Below are 15,004 nucleotides of genomic sequence, written 5' to 3'. Positions count from 1 at the left end.
CTACTGCTCCAGCGACTGAGTAAGCTGCCGGCGAATCTCAGCCAACATCTCATCAAGAATATACTGCACCCGCCAGGGCTGATACTCACGCTTGCGGAAAATCGCTACCAGATCCAGCCACCATTCATGTTGTTCAGAAAAACACGGGACCAGCAACCCGACCTGAACATCCTTTTGCACGCTCGTATTCGGCGCAAAAACAATGCCCAGATGGTTTCGAGCCAGCGCCAGTGCAGACTGTGTGTTGTCGCAGACGTAATTTCCCGTCACGCGGTAGTCGTGCATCTCTTTGCCACCGGTGGAGGTAAATCGCCAAATATTGGCATCGTCGATCATCATGGAATCAATCAGAATACAAGAGTGCTGTTCAAGATCTTCAGGGCCGCTTATAGGATGAGTGCTAATATATTCCGGGCTGGCAAAGGCCGTTACTGCATATTTAGTAATAAAACTGGCGACCAATGATTCGTCTTTGGGATGCGCATAGGTGATTAAAACATCACAATCATCAGGAAAGTCGACGCCTTCATAAAATGCTTTCCGTTCAAGATTACATGTTTTCAGTGAGAGGCTAATGTCGCCGATATTCTGAATCTTTGCGATAACATGTTGCGACAGGTAAGCAATAATCCCGGTTGGCGCATATACCGTTACCCGGCCGCGTTTTTCGTGCTTATAATCAGCAATGAAATTATTCAACTGATCGTTTCGGTCTAACATGTCATTGATGTAAGGGAGCAGCGCAGTACCAAACGGCGTGAGGGTCAACTGTCGGGTGGTGCGGTCAAACACCTTTAATCCAACCTTTGATTCAAAATCAGCAAGATACTTACTGACGTTGGCTTGCGCAATGCCGAGGATGGTCGCTGCGTGGCTGATGTTTTCACTGGCAGCGATTACCGAAATAATCTTCAGTTCCCGGTGTTTAAGTTGTAATTTATTCATCGCCAAGCCCGATATATATAATTTTTTATATATTACTATATAAATATGGATGTTGCACCGATGAAATTGTAAGCATTATTATGCACGCGCTTTGTAGCTTATTTTAAAATGGAATGTTGGCATGTTAATTAAAAGCAATATTGTGGCACTATTTGCCTTTTCTTTTATGGCGAGTGCGACAGCCGCAGAATTTTCTATTGGCGGTGGCGCTGTATATAATGAATCTCCTTATCGTGGATATAATGATAATGTTCACGCAGTACCGCTTGTCAGTTATGAAAGTGAATCATTTTATTTTAGGCAAACAACGTTAGGTTATATTCTTTCAAAAAACGAAAGCAATGAATTTAGCATTACTGCCTCATATATGCCGCTTGAGTTTGATCCAGGTGATAACGACGACCAGGCGATGAAAAAGCTGGACAAGCGTGACGCTACCGCGATGGCGGGTGCAGCATGGTATCACCATGAAAAATGGGGCAGCGTGAAAGTCTCCGCGGCGGCAGATGTGCTGGATAACAGCAACGGTTGGGTAGGAGAAGCGTCTCTGTTCCGCCAAATGCCGATGGGCAAGCTGACGCTGACCCCGGCTGTTGGCGTGCTCTACTATGACGAAAACTTTAACCAATATTATTACGGCATCTCTGGCAATGAATCCCGTCGTAGCGGGTTATCAAGTTATTCCCCAGGCGATAGCTGGACACCGTATGTTGGCTTGTCCGCTAAATATGCATTGACCAGCAACCTGACGCTGTTGGCCAGCGCTAACTATAGCGTGTTGCCGGATGATATTAAAAATAGCCCGATGGTCGATCGCGACGACAGCTTCACTTTCCTGTCAGGGGTGAGCTGGCGCTTCTGATTCTCACCCGTTTGTCCTCATGGAGGAGGGCAATTTTTTCAGTGTTGCAGGCCGGATAAGACGTGAAGCGTCGCCATCCGGCACGTTTTCACTTACCGCTCATTTACCCAGATACGCATTTCGCCTTCACCACGGTTCGCCCAGCTAAACCACGGAATAAACGTCAGGGTATGCGCCTGACGCGAAGCCGGTGAAACATCATAGTGCCACAAGGATTGCTGCGTCGCGTCGGCGCGACTTTGCTTCACACCTTCAGCCTGAATTAACATCTTATGGCTGAACAGCCCCTTACCCTCGAATACTCTGAACTCACTCTCTTTTGGTAGCCACAAGTTATGCAACTCCTCGCCGTTGTCGGCCTGCTCCAGGCAATACACCAGCGGCCCACGTTGAATAGCGACCTTCCCTGCCACATGGCGCACCAGTGGATTTCCGTACACCCGGCGCACCGGCATCGGCAGGGTCAGACTGAGCGTATCGCCTTCCTGCCAGGTCCGGCTGATGTGCAAGTAGCCTTTGCGAATATCCTGCTCAACCGGCTGACCATTCAGCAAAACCTGTGGCGCGGAGCACCAGTCTGGCAGGCGCAGAGCGAGGGTGTGATACACCGACTGCGGTGATTCGATGGCGATTTTTACCTGTTCATGCCATGGGTAATCCCCGCTAATACGTAGCTTAAGCGAGCCATTTGCAACAGGGACCTCCATGCTATTGCCCACGTACATATTGATATACAGCGCGTCCTGACGTGGCGTGTAGAGGTAATGACCAATTGAGGTTAACACACGGGCGATATTCGGTGGACAGCAGGCGCAGCCGAACCAACGCTGACGAACGGGCTTCACGTGGTCATAAATATGATTAAATTTTAATGATTTAGGGTGCACTTCCAGCGGATTAACGTAGAAGAAATGCTTGCCGTCGAGTGCCATGCCGCCAAGTACCGTATTGTACAGCGCGCGCTCCATCACGTCGGCATACTGACTGTCGGCCTCCATTTCCAGCATTCTGCGGGCGAACATCATCAGGCCGATTGAGGCGCAGCTTTCCGCGTACACGGAGTCGTTGGGCAGATCGTAATCGCTGCTAAATGCCTCCCCACTGCTTTGCGAGCCGATCCCGCCGGTAATATACAACTGGCGCTGGGCCATGTTTTTCCACAGACGCAGACAATCCTGACGCTTGCCTTCGTCCTGGCTTAAGCGTGCCAGATGCGCCACGCCGGTCATCAGGTAGACAAAGCGTACCGCATGACCGATAGCAGTTTGCTGTTCTGAAATAGGCTGATGTGCCTGGCTGTAGGGCTTGTCCTTCACCATCCACGCCGGGCCGTAGGTGTGCCAGTAAGAGGTTTTTCCGCGTTTTTCGTACTCTTTGTCGTAGAAATGAGGCTGTACGCCGCGCTGCTCAACAAAGTAATTTACCAGCGCCATATAGCGAGGTTGCTGGGTCACTTCGTATAAGCGCATTAACGCCAGCTCGATTTCCGGGTGTCCTGGGTAGCCGCGCAGTTGATTCTCCCCGAGTCCAAACACGCTGTCGATGTGATCCGCCAGGCGACACACCACCTCTAACAAACGGCGTTTTCCCGTCGCCTGGAAGAACGCGACGCCCGCTTCAATTAAATGACCGGCGCAGTACAGCTCATGACACTCGGCGAGGTTGGTCCAGCGTTCATTCGGGGCTTTCACCGTGAAGTAAGTATTGAGATAGCCATCTTCACACTGGGCGGCCGCCACCAGTTCAATGACTTCATCGGCCGTTTTCTCAAGTTCCGCATCGGGTTTCTGGCACAGCGACCAGGCAACGGCCTCCAGCCATTTCGCCACGTCGCTATCCTGAAAAACCATGCCGTAAAACTCGCCATCCTGCAGACCTGCGGCGATACGGAAATTCTCTATCGCATGGCTGGGTTCCGCCTCTGCAATGCGGTCATTGAGCGCATCCCACTGATAGGGGATCACTACATCGCGCACCAACTGCTGATATTGTCCGAGGAACGGATCGCTGACGGTGAGCTTATGCAGGTCGACTTCCAGTACGTTCATTTCGTGCTCCTTAAGGCTGTACATGACGCTGACGCAGATCGGTGGAAATACGCGACATCATCGGGTTATTGAGTTTGCAGATGCGGACAGATAGCGCCAGCAGCAGGTGGAACAGCGCGGGCAGCAGCGTTTCCATCGCAGTAATCCCTTGCAGCGAACTGGCGGTTTGATTACCGGCGCCCGGCTGATAGGCGACAAAAATAAACAGCAGGCTGATGATCCCCGCACTTGAGGCCCAGGCCAGCTTGATGAAGAACAGATTGAAGGCGAAATTCATGCCGGAGGAACGCACGCCGGTTTTCCACTCGCCGTAATCGTCGGCGAAGGCCATCAGCGAGAAGTGCAACGGCAGCGTGAAGCCTAAAATAATGCCATTACCGAGGATCACCGCCAGCCACAGCGTCTGATAAGCCGGGCCGGTTGGCAGGAACCACATCATTACCGCCAGCGCGGCCAGTACCAGGTTGGTGTAGTAATAGAGTTTGACGGTATCGATGCGACGGGTCAGGGGGCTGACGATCACTGAACCGATGATGGACGCAAAGGTCACCATGGTGAAAAACAGCGACGTATAAGCGGTGCTACCTTCCAGCACGTAGGTAATAAAATACATGTACCCGCCGCCACGAATATTGAAGACGTTAATCAGCAGGAAAGACATCACCAGCATCAGCAGCAACTGGTCATTTTTGCGCAGCCCGCCAATGTGCTCACGCAGGGTAAATTTTCCCATCATTGCCAGTGGCACACGCTCGCGTACCCAGAAGAAGCAGCACAGGAACATCACCACCGCGATGGCACACAGGATGCCCACGCCAAACTGATAACCCTGCGCGGCATTACCCTGACCGAGAGCATCCACCATCCACGGCAGGCCAACAGAGACCAGGAATCCCGCCACGCCGCACAGCACAAAGCGCCAGGACTGACAGGCGATCACCTCGTTATGGCGGGTCGTCATGGTGTTGATCAGCGCACAATACGGTACGTTGATGGCGGTATAGCCGACGGAGAGCAGCAGATAGGTACCGAACGCCCAGGCGATTTTTATGCCCATGCTGGCGTCCGGGACGGTAAAAGTGAGTACGCCAATGATGCCAATGGGAACCGCGACCCACAGTTGCCACGGGCGAAAGCGCCCCCAACGGCTTTGTGTGCGGTCGGCCAGCACGCCCATAATGGGGTCGGAAATGGCGTCAAATACACGCAGGGCAATAAATAATGTGCCGACCAGCGCAGGCGTTAACCCGAAGACATCGGTGTAGAAAAATGTCAGGAAGTTCATGATCAGGCAGGTAATGACCGTCCCACCCGCATCGCCTAATCCATAACCAATCTTTTCACGCAGAGATAATTTATCGTCTTGCGCACGATGCGCTAAATCGCTTGTCGTAATCGGAGCCGAAGTCATAAATAACTCCCGGAGAGGATGTTCAGAAAGTGTCCCGCTACATTGCGGGTTTTTTAGTGGTAATTTGCAAAGTACGTTATTTATTCTGCACGAAATGTTTAGCGCAACAAGGGAAGGGAAAAGTATAAAAAGATGACAATTCCGACTTTATAATGAAAATGTGATTTCGATCCGGTGAAAAGTAATTTTATGATTAATAATCAATGATAAAGGTATTTTGAATAATACGAAAAGTGGGAATTTGAATATATATGCTCGAATTGTCCATGTCTCTTCCGATTAAAGTGCAAAATGGTGGGTTATTTATTTCCCGAGGCGTGGGTAGCCATCCGGCGCGGCAATTGCACTCCTGGGAGATTATCTTTGTTGAAAAAGGGACATTAACGATTCGCGAAGACCATACGGTTTTTTGCGTGAATGCTGGGGAAAGTTTGCTGCTGTGGCCGCAGCGCTTGCATATTGGCGTTGGGCAATTTCCGGCTGATTTGAAATTTTACTGGCTGCATTTTGAGGTGACGGCAGAAAGCGACGCATCAATAACGGAACCGTTACTTGCTATCCCTCAACATACCCGGGTGAGCGAGCCACAATATATTATTTCGCTGTTTCGCCAGTTCTTGCGCGAGCAGGAAAATATACATCGCAGCATGGCGCTGGAACTGATCCTGCTGCTGATTTTGCAGCAAATCTCTGCGGCTGCCAGCGAGCAACCCGCCGACAGCCCCGGGAATGCGCTGGCATGGAAGGCCCAACAAATTATACATACTCAGTTTCACCTGCCGATTTCCGCCTCAACGTTAGCGAAAGAACTGCATTGCAATGCGGACTATCTGGGGCGCGTTTTTCGTGGCGTTTTTCGTCTGACGTTAACCGAAGCGTTGCATCGCCAGCGGGTGAGAGCGGCAGAAAAACTGTTGATCAGTGACTCGCTGTCGCTTACCGAAGTGGCGATGAAATGTGGGTTTAATGAAGTGGGCTATTTTCGCAAAATCTTTCGCAAACACACCAGCCTGACACCCGCGGCGTGGAAACGGCGCTATTGCAAAGAACATATCAATAGCGCCTGACCCGTTATTGTCCGTAATACGCATTCGCCCCGTGTTTGCGCAGATAATGTTTATCCAGCAGCTCAGACTGCATATCCGGCAACTGCGGGGCTAACTGGCGAGAGAACAACCCCATGTAGGCGCACTCTTCGAGCACCACGGCGTTATGCACCGCGTCTGCCGCGTCTTTACCCCAGGCGAATGGTCCGTGGGAGTGCACCAATACCGCCGGAACCTGCAGCGGATTGAGATCGCGCTGCTCGAAGGTCTGAACGATCACCTCTCCGGTTTGATATTCATATTCGCCGTTGATCTCTTCAGCGGTCATCAGACGCGTACACGGAATAGAACCATAGAAATAATCGGCATGGGTGGTGCCCCATGCCGGGAGATCCAAACCCGCCTGCGACCAGATCGTCGCGTGGCGAGAATGGGTATGGACGATCCCGCCGATCTGGGGATAACGACGATACAGCGCCAGATGGGTTGGCGTATCGGACGACGGTTTTTTACTGCTTTCCACCACGTTGCCGCTGGCAATATCCACCACCACCATATCGTCGGCGGTCATCACCTCATATTCCACGCCGGATGGCTTAATCACCATCAGTTTACGCGTTTCATCCACTGCGCTGACGTTGCCCCAGGTAAAGGTGACTAAGCCATGAGCCGGAAGCGCCAGATTGGCCGCCAGCACCTCGGCTTTCAGTTGTTCTAACATGGAAATCCTCCTTCCTGCATGCGTGCTTCTATCCAGCGCCGTGCCTGGATAATTTCCAGTACCGGCTCTTTCGCTTTTTCAGTCCACATTTCAATCAGAAACGACCCGCGATAGTTCAGCTGATGCAGCGTTTTGAAGATGCCAACAAAGTCCACGCACCCTTCGCCAAACGGCACATCGCGAAACTGGCCCGGATGGGTTTCGGTTACCGGCAGCGTGTCTTTCAGGTGGATAGCAGCGATGCGGTCAATGCCCAGCGTCAATTCGGCAGTGACATCATTCCCCCAGGCGCTTAGATTGCCCACGTCCGGATAGACGGTGAACCACGGCGAGGAGAGCATCTCATCCCACTTTTTCCACTTGCTGATCGAGTTCATAAACGCGGTATCCATGATTTCTACCGCCAGCATCACCTGCGCGGCAGCCGCCTGTTCTACTGCCCAGGCTAGCCCCTCGGCAAAGCGCTGCTGCGTGCCTGCGTCGTGTTCTTCGTAATAGACGTCGTAACCTGCCAGTTGAATGGTGCGAATGCCTAAATCGCGCGCCAGGCGAATGGCTTTGCTCATTATTTCTCGCGCCCGCTCACGCACGGCTTCATCGCGGCTGCCAAAAGGAAACCGACGGTGGGCTGACAGGCACATTGAAGGGATCGCCACGCCGGTTTCCAGCATCGCACTCACCAGCGATGCACGCTGAGCAGGGCTCCAGTCGAGGCGCGACAAACGTTCATCGGTTTCATCCACCGACATCTCGACGAAATCAAAACCGCAGCTTTTTGCCAGCACCAGCCGTTCTGGCCAACTGAGGTCTTTCGCCAGCGCTTTTTCATAGATACCTAATGGATGATTACGCATGCTGTGTTCCCCAGATGGCGTCGATTTGCGCATGGAATTCAGCGGCAACCTGCGCTGGGTTTTGCGCTCCTGCCAGCGCGCGCCCGGCAATAAAAGCTTTGACGTTAATTTCGCGGAACAACGGCATATCGGCGGGCGTGATCCCACCGGTAATCGACAGTTCCAGACCAATATCAGAAAGCGCCTTCATGCGCGCCAGATCCGCTTCTCCCCACTGTTGTCCGCTGGCCTGCGCATCGCGGCCACGATGGTAAATCGCCTGGCGAACGCCAACGCGATACCAGTCGCGGGCATCATCCAGCGTCCAGTTACCAAACAGCTCCATCTGAATTTCGCCGCCGCAGGACTGCGCGACGCCATGGCCTTTCTCTACCGTCGCCAGCGGGGCGGCGCAGATGATGGTCATCCAGTTAGCGCCAGCGCCGAACGCTTGTTGAGCGAGGGTTTCGCCCGCATCGGCCACTTTCCAGTCGGCGACGATGATTTTATTCGGGCACTGGGCGCGCAGGGCTTTCACGGCGCTCAGCCCTTCGGTTAAGCAGAGAATCGTCCCCGCCTCAACGATATCAACGCTCTCTTGTAGCAGCGCGACGTCGCGTTGTGCGGCTTCAAGGCTGGTGTGGTCGAGCGCCAGTTGCAGTAATGGTCGACTCATCATTCGTGCTCCTTAATGCGGGCGTGGTAGCCCTGTAGTGCGGTAATTAAATCCAGGTATTGGCGGTATTTACGCTGGTAGCTCGCCTGCGCGGCGGCGTCCGGCAATAACGTGCGCACCGGGTGCTCCAGGCTGCGCTGGGCGTCGCTGAAGTTGGAATAAACGCCGGTGCCGACGCGGGCGGCGAGCGCAGCGCCAAAGCAACCGGTCTCTTCAATCTGCGGCAATTCGATACGTAAACCGCTGACGTCTGCCAGCATCTGCATCCAGATGTCGGAGTGCGCCGGGCCGCCGGTGACGCGCAGGGTATGCGCCTGCGTAAAACGTTCGCGCATGCGGTTGAGGTGGGTCATGTGGCTAAAAACCACGCCTTCGTAGATGGCCTGTAATAAGTGGGCGCGAGTGTGTATTGCCTGCATGCCATAAAAGCCGCTGGTCATCTCCAGCCCGGCGTTGCTGCCGTACAAAAAGGGCAGGAAGAAAAGATCGCAGCCGGCTTTCGGTAAGCTGGCAACAGCCTGATTGATCTCAGCAAAAGAGAGTTCGCCCCACTGGGCGGTAAACCATTCCAGATTGCCGGAAGAGGTCGGGCTGGCTTCGTGAACGATGTACTGCCCGTCGTTGACATAGCGGCCATAGACATAGGGATGGGCCTCGTGGTCGCGCAGGCCGTGAGCGATCCCGCTGGTGACGGCCCAGGTTCCCATCACCGCGTTGAGGGTGTATTCATCTTCGATACCGGCGCAGAGTGCGGTGGAAACCACATCAAACAGTCCGCCGACGACGGGCGTGCCCGCCGCCAGACCGGTTATGGCGGCTGTCTGAGCGGTGATTTCCCCGCATATTTCTGCTGAGCCGACAATCGGCGGTAGCGCATTGTCGATTTCACTGATGCCCAGCCACTGGGTCAGGCGTGAGTCGTACTGACCCGAAGTCATGTTGTAGAGGTTCGACTCGGAGATATTGCTTTCTTCGCAGCCTTTGACGCCGGTTAAGCACCAGCGCAGATAGTCATGGCCCATCATGACGCAGCCAATTTGCGCGTAACGGTGGGGTTGATTCTCTTTCACCCAGCGCAGCAATGATGCCGGGTGCCCGGTCCACAACGTCTGGCGGGTGACCGGGTAGAGCTGCTCAGGGATCCCATCCTGCTGCCAGCGCTGAACGATGTCCATCGCCCGGCGGTCGGAAGAGAGGATGGCATTGCCCAGCGGTTTATCCTGCTTATCGAGAAGGAACAGGCCTTTGCCCTGAGCGGAAATACCGACGCCTTTGATTTGATCGCCGCAGACGCCGGTGCGCGCTAACAGCCCGGCGATCGTGGCGACACACTGTTGCCACAACTGGTGCATATCGCGTTCGGCGTAACCGGGCAATGGCGATGCGGTCTGCAACGATTGCCGGTTAATGCCATGCTCATGACCTTTGGCGTCATACAACCCGGCTTTCAGATACGTACCGCCACAATCAATACCCAGCCAGAAGGTCTCTTTCTCACTCATCTTGTTATCTCATTTTTGCCGGATGGCGCTGCGCTTATCCGGCCTACGACGGTTGCTACCTGTAGGCCCGGTAAGCGAAGCGCCACCGGGCATTGTTTTACGCTGTGCGTTTATGTGGATTCAGTGTCTTTAGCGGCGCGGCACCGGCGTCGCATTTGGCTGGCAGCAGCAGCGCCATCAGCGCGGCCAGAGCCAGTGAGATAGCCAGGCAGTAAACTCCAGCATCTTTGCTATACAGAGTGATGAGTACGCCGACCGCATAAGGACCGCAGAAGCCGCCGAGGTTGCCCAGCGCGTTGATGACCCCACGTGCGCCCCCGGCCATTTCCGCACTGAACAAACGTGCCGGAATGGTCCAGAACACGCCCGCTGCCGATTGCAGGAAGAAGCCGCAGCCGACCAGCGCGGCATAAGCCAGCCAGACGTTATTTTTCAGCGCCACGGAAAGGAACATACACAGGGCAAAGCCGATCAGCGGCAGGCAGACGAACAGCTTGCGTTTGCCGGTGCGGTCAGAGAGAGACGAGAACAGGAACATCCCGGCAATGGCCCCGACGTACGGCAGAATGGCGAGCATACCGACCTGTCCCATGCTGCTGTGCGTCAACTCTTTGAGGATGGTCGGCAGCCACAGGGTGTAACCGTAAATCCCGGTCTGATAGAAGAAGTTCAGCGCGATGAGCTGCCACATGGTTTTATCGGAAAGCACCGCGCCCAGAGAGGCATTTTTGACTTCCGTTCCGGCAATGGCTTTTTGCTCGGCGGCCAGCGTTTCGACCAGGTAATTTTTCTCGGCCTCAGAGATCCAGCGCGCCTCCTGCGGACGGTCGTAAACGGTATAGGCCCACAACACCAGTACAACGACGGAAAGCAAACCTTCAATGATGAACAGCCAGCGCCAGTCGAGAACGGTGATAATCCAACCCGAGAGCGGAGCGGTAATGATCCCGGCAATCGGCACAAACATAATCACAATCGCATTGGCGCGACCACGCTCGGCGTCTGGGAACCAGTTACTGATCATCGTCAGCACCACCGGCAGCATGCCGCCTTCGGCAACGCCGAGTAAAAAGCGCAGAACCAGCAGTTGGTACTGATTAGTGATTAACCCCGTGAGGACGGAAATAACCGCCCAGGCAACCAGCGACCAGCCGATAAATTTCTTGCCGCTGCCGTGAACGGCAATTTTTCCGCCGGGAACTTGTAAAAACAGATAACCGATAAAGAAAATACCGCCAGCCAGTCCCGCCATGGTGGCGGAAATACCTAATTCGGCATCCATTCCGCCCGGCATCGCGAAGGCGATATTGACGCGGTCCATATAAGAAATAATACAGGCGATTAAAATAGGTGGAATAATCCGCAGCCAGCGCTGACGGGGTATATCTTTGAGTGTAGGGCGAGAGGTCATGTTCATATTAATATTCTCGTAGAGTAGTATTTTATTTTTATATTTCTGCTTTATTTAACGTCGCGATACCGTCGCGCAATATTGCTACGCGATGGTTCACATCTGCATTGGCGTTTATTTCCAGCAATTTAATACCGGCAAATTGCAATGGTTCGGCTTCTGCGCAGGCGAATAATTCGCGGGCATGGTCGGTGGTCATCAGGCTTTGTGGGCAGAATGGGGCAAACGGGGCGTGTAAGTCCTGCCACTCACCGTAGTCTCCGGTGATAGTGGTACCGGAGAACATCAGCGCGCCCAGTTTTCCAGCCCGTTTGGTCTGCTGCGTGTGGGTCAACGCCAGGGCGGGGTTCTGTCCTTCAATGGCCGATCGCGCCCAGTTAATGCACACGCTGATGTCATACCCGGCAATGACCTCCAGCACATTGTCTAACGGCAGAAAGCCTTTGCGCGGCGCAATGCCGGTCATGGCATCGCAATGTTCCAGCACCAGATCGCAGGACCAGTCCCAGGAGGTAATCTCTTTCAGCGAACGGGCAAACGCATCGGTGGCCTGCGCAACATTTGGATTGCTGGCATTGGGTGCGGCATGCAGCTCCAGCGCAATCACTTTTCCGGCGTGGGTCGCATTGATATGGTTGATTTTCTGCTGCAGATGACGGTAATACGCCACGCAGGCTTTACGCTGATCTTCGTCGCTGGAAGCCAGCCCAAAAGCGCTGTTTGCGCCGCGACGGCGCATGGTTTCCATAATGGCGGTGACCACGATTTGCCAGTCGCCCGGCGTATGACGTAATAACCATTCGTCGCCTAACGGGTGAAGATGTTCAAGGCAGGGCTGCTCCAGACCGCGAATATCCGGGGTATCGGCGAGCTGTCGCCAGAATTCCTTCTCTTCCTCTTCACTCTTTTGGTGAAATGAGGGTGTACAGGGGTACGCACCGATAATATAACCGGCATTATTAACGCTCATGTTGTGCTCCTTTTTATAAAACTGAAATAGCGACCTTCACGACTATTTTGCGGATCGCCGTGGCGACAGTCTTATGACATGCAGGGCGGTGAACATCCTGCGGGAAAAATATGGCGTAGCTTCCTGGAATCATTTCAATAAACGATTCATGTTCGCTGGCGTGATAAAAAATAATATCGCGCTGTTCTAATAACGATTCACTGATTGGGTTATTCCCGGTATCAATGGCGATACCGATTTTTTCTTCACCCCAGGCCAGAAATTGAATATCCAGATAGCGGCGATGCACTTCCGGGCGATTTTCGGCAGCATCACGCGTGGTTAAATCGATAACCTGCGCGAAGATATTTTTACCGTCGATTTCCACCACGCCCGGCTCCAGTTTGCGGAAGTCTGTGCTACGCAGAAAGTCGAGCGCCCTTTCAATCGCCGCGGGTAAACGACATGGGTTAGGCTGAGCGATATGTCCAAAAATCATACTCTGACTCCTTACAACGCCTGAATTTTGGCCCAGACGCTGTCATCAACGATGATACCGTTGCGGCGGTTTTCTTCCAGCAGCTTTGTAAACTCGTGGCCCGGCAGGCGGACAGGCGTGTTTTCATCAGCGCGTTCGGCGGTGGTGATGAAATCCATAATCCGCTGTAGCTTGGCATCACGGGTGGCGCCATCGATCAGCTTGTCTACTTCAATGGCGATGAAAATCTGCGAAACGCCATATTCATCGCTGTTGTCCTGGGTGACCTCGGCCACGGAAGAACCGTCAGAAAGCAGGGTGGCGATCATATCCAGCACAATCGACAGGCCAGAACCTTTCCAGTAACCCATTGGCAAAATACGGCGATTTTTCTCGATAACGCCAGGTTCTCTGGTGAGGTTACCTTCATCGTCGAACCCGCCATCTACCGGCAGTTCGCGACCGGCCAGGCGATTCACTTCCAGCATGCCGTAGGAGAACATCGACATCGACATATCAACCATGGTGATTGGCGATGAGGGGATCGCGACGATCAACGGGTTAGTACCAATGCAGCACTCTTTAGAACCCCATGCAGGCATCACGGCAATGGAGTTAGTCCAGCAGATACCGATGTAACCTTTCTCCGCCGCCTGCCAGCCATAGCTGCCGCCGCGCATCCAGTGGTTGGCGTTACGCAGTGCGACCAGGCCAATACCGTGATCGGAGGCCAGCTCAATGGCACGGTCCATCATCTTTTTCGCCGTCAGATTGCCGATCGAACGCTGGGCATCCCATTGTTCAATCGCCCCCAGGCTAGTAATGCGTTGCGGTTTGGCCTCAGGAATGATGTCGCCGTTATCCAGTTGCTGAATGAAACGGGGAAAACGGTTAACACCGTGCGAATACACTCCGGATTCGGTGGTACGGGCAAACATTTCGGCACAGGCATCGGCGGTTTCAACGGCGATACCGCGTGCCAGCAGTACCCGATTGAACGCATCTTTCAACTGCTCAAAAGTGACTTTCATTCCTGTTTCCTTGTTTAAATTTGATCGCTTTTTTATCTCTAAATTTCACTATGCGAAATCTGATTTCAAATATATCGATCAAATTTTGACAGATCAACGGGGCACCCTGTTTTTTAAAATCATGAAAATCAAATGGTTGTGTTTTTTCGGTTCAGATCGTGAACTGAAACACACTTTGCGCTACCATCAGAGCGCGACGAAAAGGGGAGCGGAAACGATGGGCACAAAAGAGAGTGAGATGACGCAAGACAAAGAGCGGCCAGCCGGAAGTCAGAGCCTGTTCCGTGGTTTGATGTTGATTGAGATTTTGAGCAACTATCCGAATGGTTGCCCGTTGGCGCATTTGTCTGAACTGGCAGGGCTGAACAAAAGTACCGTGCATCGACTGCTGCAAGGGCTGCAATCCTGCGGATATGTCACCCCCGCGCCCGCGGCAGGGAGTTATCGCCTGACCACCAAATTTATTGCCGTGGGTCAGAAGGCGTTGTCGTCACTGAACATCATCCATGTTGCTGCGCCGCACCTTGAAGCGCTGAATATCGCCACCGGTGAAACCATCAACTTCTCCAGTCGTGAAGACGACCATGCGATTTTGATTTATAAGCTGGAGCCGACGACGGGCATGCTGCGTACCCGCGCTTATATCGGTCAGCATATGCCGCTGTATTGCTCGGCGATGGGCAAAATTTATATGGCGTTTGGTCATCCGGACTATGTGGAATCTTACTGGCAGAGCCATCAGGATCTGATTCAGCCGCTGACCCGCAATACGATTACCGGTTTACCGGCCATGTACGATGAGTTGGCGCAGATCCGCGAAAGCAGTATGGCGATGGATCGGGAAGAGAACGAGCTGGGTGTTTCCTGCATCGCCGTGCCGGTGTTTGATATTCATGGGCGGGTGCCGTACTCGGTATCGATTTCACTCTCTACCTCGCGGCTGAAGCAGGTCGGAGAAAAGAATTTACTCAAGCCGCTGCGCGAAACCGCGCAGGCCATTTCCAATGAGCTGGGCTTTACCGTTCGCGATTAGGCGCATGCCTGACGTCGTTCAGGCACCTGACACTATTTAACCGTTTCCCCTGTCCGAT

The 15,004-nt window shown here is 53.4% G+C and carries 14 protein-coding genes; 3 read left to right on the top strand and 11 right to left on the bottom strand.

The features are described 5' to 3' along the window. Entirely contained in the window at nt 1–945 is a 945-nt protein-coding gene (locus JTI85_RS00490) for a LysR family transcriptional regulator (RefSeq protein WP_048213686.1), read from the bottom strand. A gap of 121 nt (nt 946–1,066) precedes the next feature. On the opposite strand from JTI85_RS00490, the gene JTI85_RS00485 reads away from it, so the two are divergent. Then, the gene (locus JTI85_RS00485; RefSeq protein ID WP_101743231.1) at nt 1,067–1,807 is read left to right on the top strand and encodes a MipA/OmpV family protein; all 741 of its coding nucleotides are present in this window, start codon (nt 1,067–1,069) and stop codon (nt 1,805–1,807) included. A 92-nt stretch (nt 1,808–1,899) separates the two neighbouring features. Here JTI85_RS00485 and JTI85_RS00480 read toward each other — a convergent pair whose 3' ends face one another. Together JTI85_RS00480 and JTI85_RS00475 are read right to left on the bottom strand one after the other, a co-directional pair. Further along, entirely contained in the window at nt 1,900–3,855 is a 1,956-nt protein-coding gene (locus tag JTI85_RS00480) for a glycoside hydrolase family 127 protein (RefSeq protein ID WP_219351984.1), read from the bottom strand. Between the two features lie 10 nt (nt 3,856–3,865). Next, nucleotides 3,866–5,266 (bottom strand): MFS transporter, encoded by a 1,401-nt coding sequence (locus JTI85_RS00475; RefSeq protein WP_219351983.1) that lies wholly within the window; start codon nt 5,264–5,266, stop codon nt 3,866–3,868. Nucleotides 5,267–5,517: 251 nt separating this feature from the next. Here JTI85_RS00475 and JTI85_RS00470 point away from each other — a divergent pair, with 251 nt between their 5' ends. After that, complete coding sequence (locus JTI85_RS00470) at nt 5,518–6,333, top strand: helix-turn-helix domain-containing protein (RefSeq protein ID WP_219351982.1); 816 nt, start codon at nt 5,518–5,520, stop codon at nt 6,331–6,333. Between the two features lie 4 nt (nt 6,334–6,337). Here JTI85_RS00470 and araD read toward each other — a convergent pair whose 3' ends face one another. From araD to yiaK, 8 genes are all read right to left on the bottom strand, one after another. After that, nucleotides 6,338–7,033 carry an L-ribulose-5-phosphate 4-epimerase gene (gene araD, locus JTI85_RS00465; RefSeq protein WP_199954700.1) on the bottom strand — a complete coding sequence of 232 codons (696 nt, stop codon included), beginning with the start codon at nt 7,031–7,033 and terminating at the stop codon, nt 6,338–6,340. Beyond that, nucleotides 7,027–7,887 carry an L-ribulose-5-phosphate 3-epimerase gene (locus tag JTI85_RS00460; protein WP_003024218.1) on the bottom strand — a complete coding sequence of 287 codons (861 nt, stop codon included), beginning with the start codon at nt 7,885–7,887 and terminating at the stop codon, nt 7,027–7,029. Before JTI85_RS00460 ends, araD begins: the two co-directional genes overlap by 7 nt. Then, nucleotides 7,880–8,542: a 3-keto-L-gulonate-6-phosphate decarboxylase UlaD gene (gene ulaD, locus JTI85_RS00455; RefSeq protein ID WP_199954711.1), complete on the bottom strand. Its 663-nt coding sequence runs from the start codon at nt 8,540–8,542 to the stop codon at nt 7,880–7,882. The genes JTI85_RS00460 and ulaD overlap by 8 nt, the downstream gene beginning before the upstream one ends. Beyond that, nucleotides 8,542–10,044 (bottom strand): FGGY-family carbohydrate kinase, encoded by a 1,503-nt coding sequence (locus JTI85_RS00450; RefSeq protein WP_199982470.1) that lies wholly within the window; start codon nt 10,042–10,044, stop codon nt 8,542–8,544. Before JTI85_RS00450 ends, ulaD begins: the two co-directional genes overlap by 1 nt. A gap of 97 nt (nt 10,045–10,141) precedes the next feature. After that, entirely contained in the window at nt 10,142–11,461 is a 1,320-nt protein-coding gene (locus JTI85_RS00445; protein WP_005120509.1) for an MFS transporter, read from the bottom strand. A 31-nt stretch (nt 11,462–11,492) separates the two neighbouring features. Further along, on the bottom strand, nt 11,493–12,425 hold the full coding sequence (locus tag JTI85_RS00440) for a DUF4862 family protein (RefSeq protein WP_219351981.1): 933 nt from the start codon (nt 12,423–12,425) through the stop codon (nt 11,493–11,495). A gap of 13 nt (nt 12,426–12,438) precedes the next feature. Beyond that, nucleotides 12,439–12,903, bottom strand: a complete 465-nt coding sequence (locus tag JTI85_RS00435; RefSeq protein ID WP_137364163.1) for a YhcH/YjgK/YiaL family protein — start codon at nt 12,901–12,903, stop codon at nt 12,439–12,441. 11 nt (nt 12,904–12,914) lie between these two features. Next, nucleotides 12,915–13,913, bottom strand: a complete 999-nt coding sequence (gene yiaK / locus JTI85_RS00430; protein WP_219351980.1) for a 3-dehydro-L-gulonate 2-dehydrogenase — start codon at nt 13,911–13,913, stop codon at nt 12,915–12,917. 217 nt (nt 13,914–14,130) lie between these two features. Between yiaK and yiaJ the strand changes: the two genes are divergently transcribed. Further along, complete coding sequence (yiaJ, locus tag JTI85_RS00425; protein ID WP_048213806.1) at nt 14,131–14,946, top strand: IclR family transcriptional regulator YiaJ; 816 nt, start codon at nt 14,131–14,133, stop codon at nt 14,944–14,946. The last annotated feature ends 58 nt before the right edge of the window (nt 14,947–15,004 follow it).

It is taken from the genome of Citrobacter sp. Colony219, from assembly GCF_019382635.1.
GTDB classification, from domain to species: Bacteria; Pseudomonadota; Gammaproteobacteria; order Enterobacterales; family Enterobacteriaceae; genus Citrobacter; species Citrobacter youngae.
The sequence above is the reverse complement of the archived record's forward strand: the minus strand, read 5'-3'. Positions and strand labels throughout refer to the sequence as shown.

Coding starts and splice junctions, on each gene's coding strand:
- JTI85_RS00490 (WP_048213686.1), bottom strand. CDS start 945: ATGAATAAATTACAACTTAAACACCGGGAACTGAAGATTATTTCGGTA.
- JTI85_RS00485 (WP_101743231.1), top strand. CDS start 1,067: ATGTTAATTAAAAGCAATATTGTGGCACTATTTGCCTTTTCTTTTATG.
- JTI85_RS00480 (WP_219351984.1), bottom strand. CDS start 3,855: ATGAACGTACTGGAAGTCGACCTGCATAAGCTCACCGTCAGCGATCCG.
- JTI85_RS00475 (WP_219351983.1), bottom strand. CDS start 5,266: ATGACTTCGGCTCCGATTACGACAAGCGATTTAGCGCATCGTGCGCAA.
- JTI85_RS00470 (WP_219351982.1), top strand. CDS start 5,518: ATGCTCGAATTGTCCATGTCTCTTCCGATTAAAGTGCAAAATGGTGGG.
- araD (WP_199954700.1), bottom strand. CDS start 7,033: ATGTTAGAACAACTGAAAGCCGAGGTGCTGGCGGCCAATCTGGCGCTT.
- JTI85_RS00460 (WP_003024218.1), bottom strand. CDS start 7,887: ATGCGTAATCATCCATTAGGTATCTATGAAAAAGCGCTGGCGAAAGAC.
- ulaD (WP_199954711.1), bottom strand. CDS start 8,542: ATGAGTCGACCATTACTGCAACTGGCGCTCGACCACACCAGCCTTGAA.
- JTI85_RS00450 (WP_199982470.1), bottom strand. CDS start 10,044: ATGAGTGAGAAAGAGACCTTCTGGCTGGGTATTGATTGTGGCGGTACG.
- JTI85_RS00445 (WP_005120509.1), bottom strand. CDS start 11,461: ATGAACATGACCTCTCGCCCTACACTCAAAGATATACCCCGTCAGCGC.
- JTI85_RS00440 (WP_219351981.1), bottom strand. CDS start 12,425: ATGAGCGTTAATAATGCCGGTTATATTATCGGTGCGTACCCCTGTACA.
- JTI85_RS00435 (WP_137364163.1), bottom strand. CDS start 12,903: ATGATTTTTGGACATATCGCTCAGCCTAACCCATGTCGTTTACCCGCG.
- yiaK (WP_219351980.1), bottom strand. CDS start 13,913: ATGAAAGTCACTTTTGAGCAGTTGAAAGATGCGTTCAATCGGGTACTG.
- yiaJ (WP_048213806.1), top strand. CDS start 14,131: ATGGGCACAAAAGAGAGTGAGATGACGCAAGACAAAGAGCGGCCAGCC.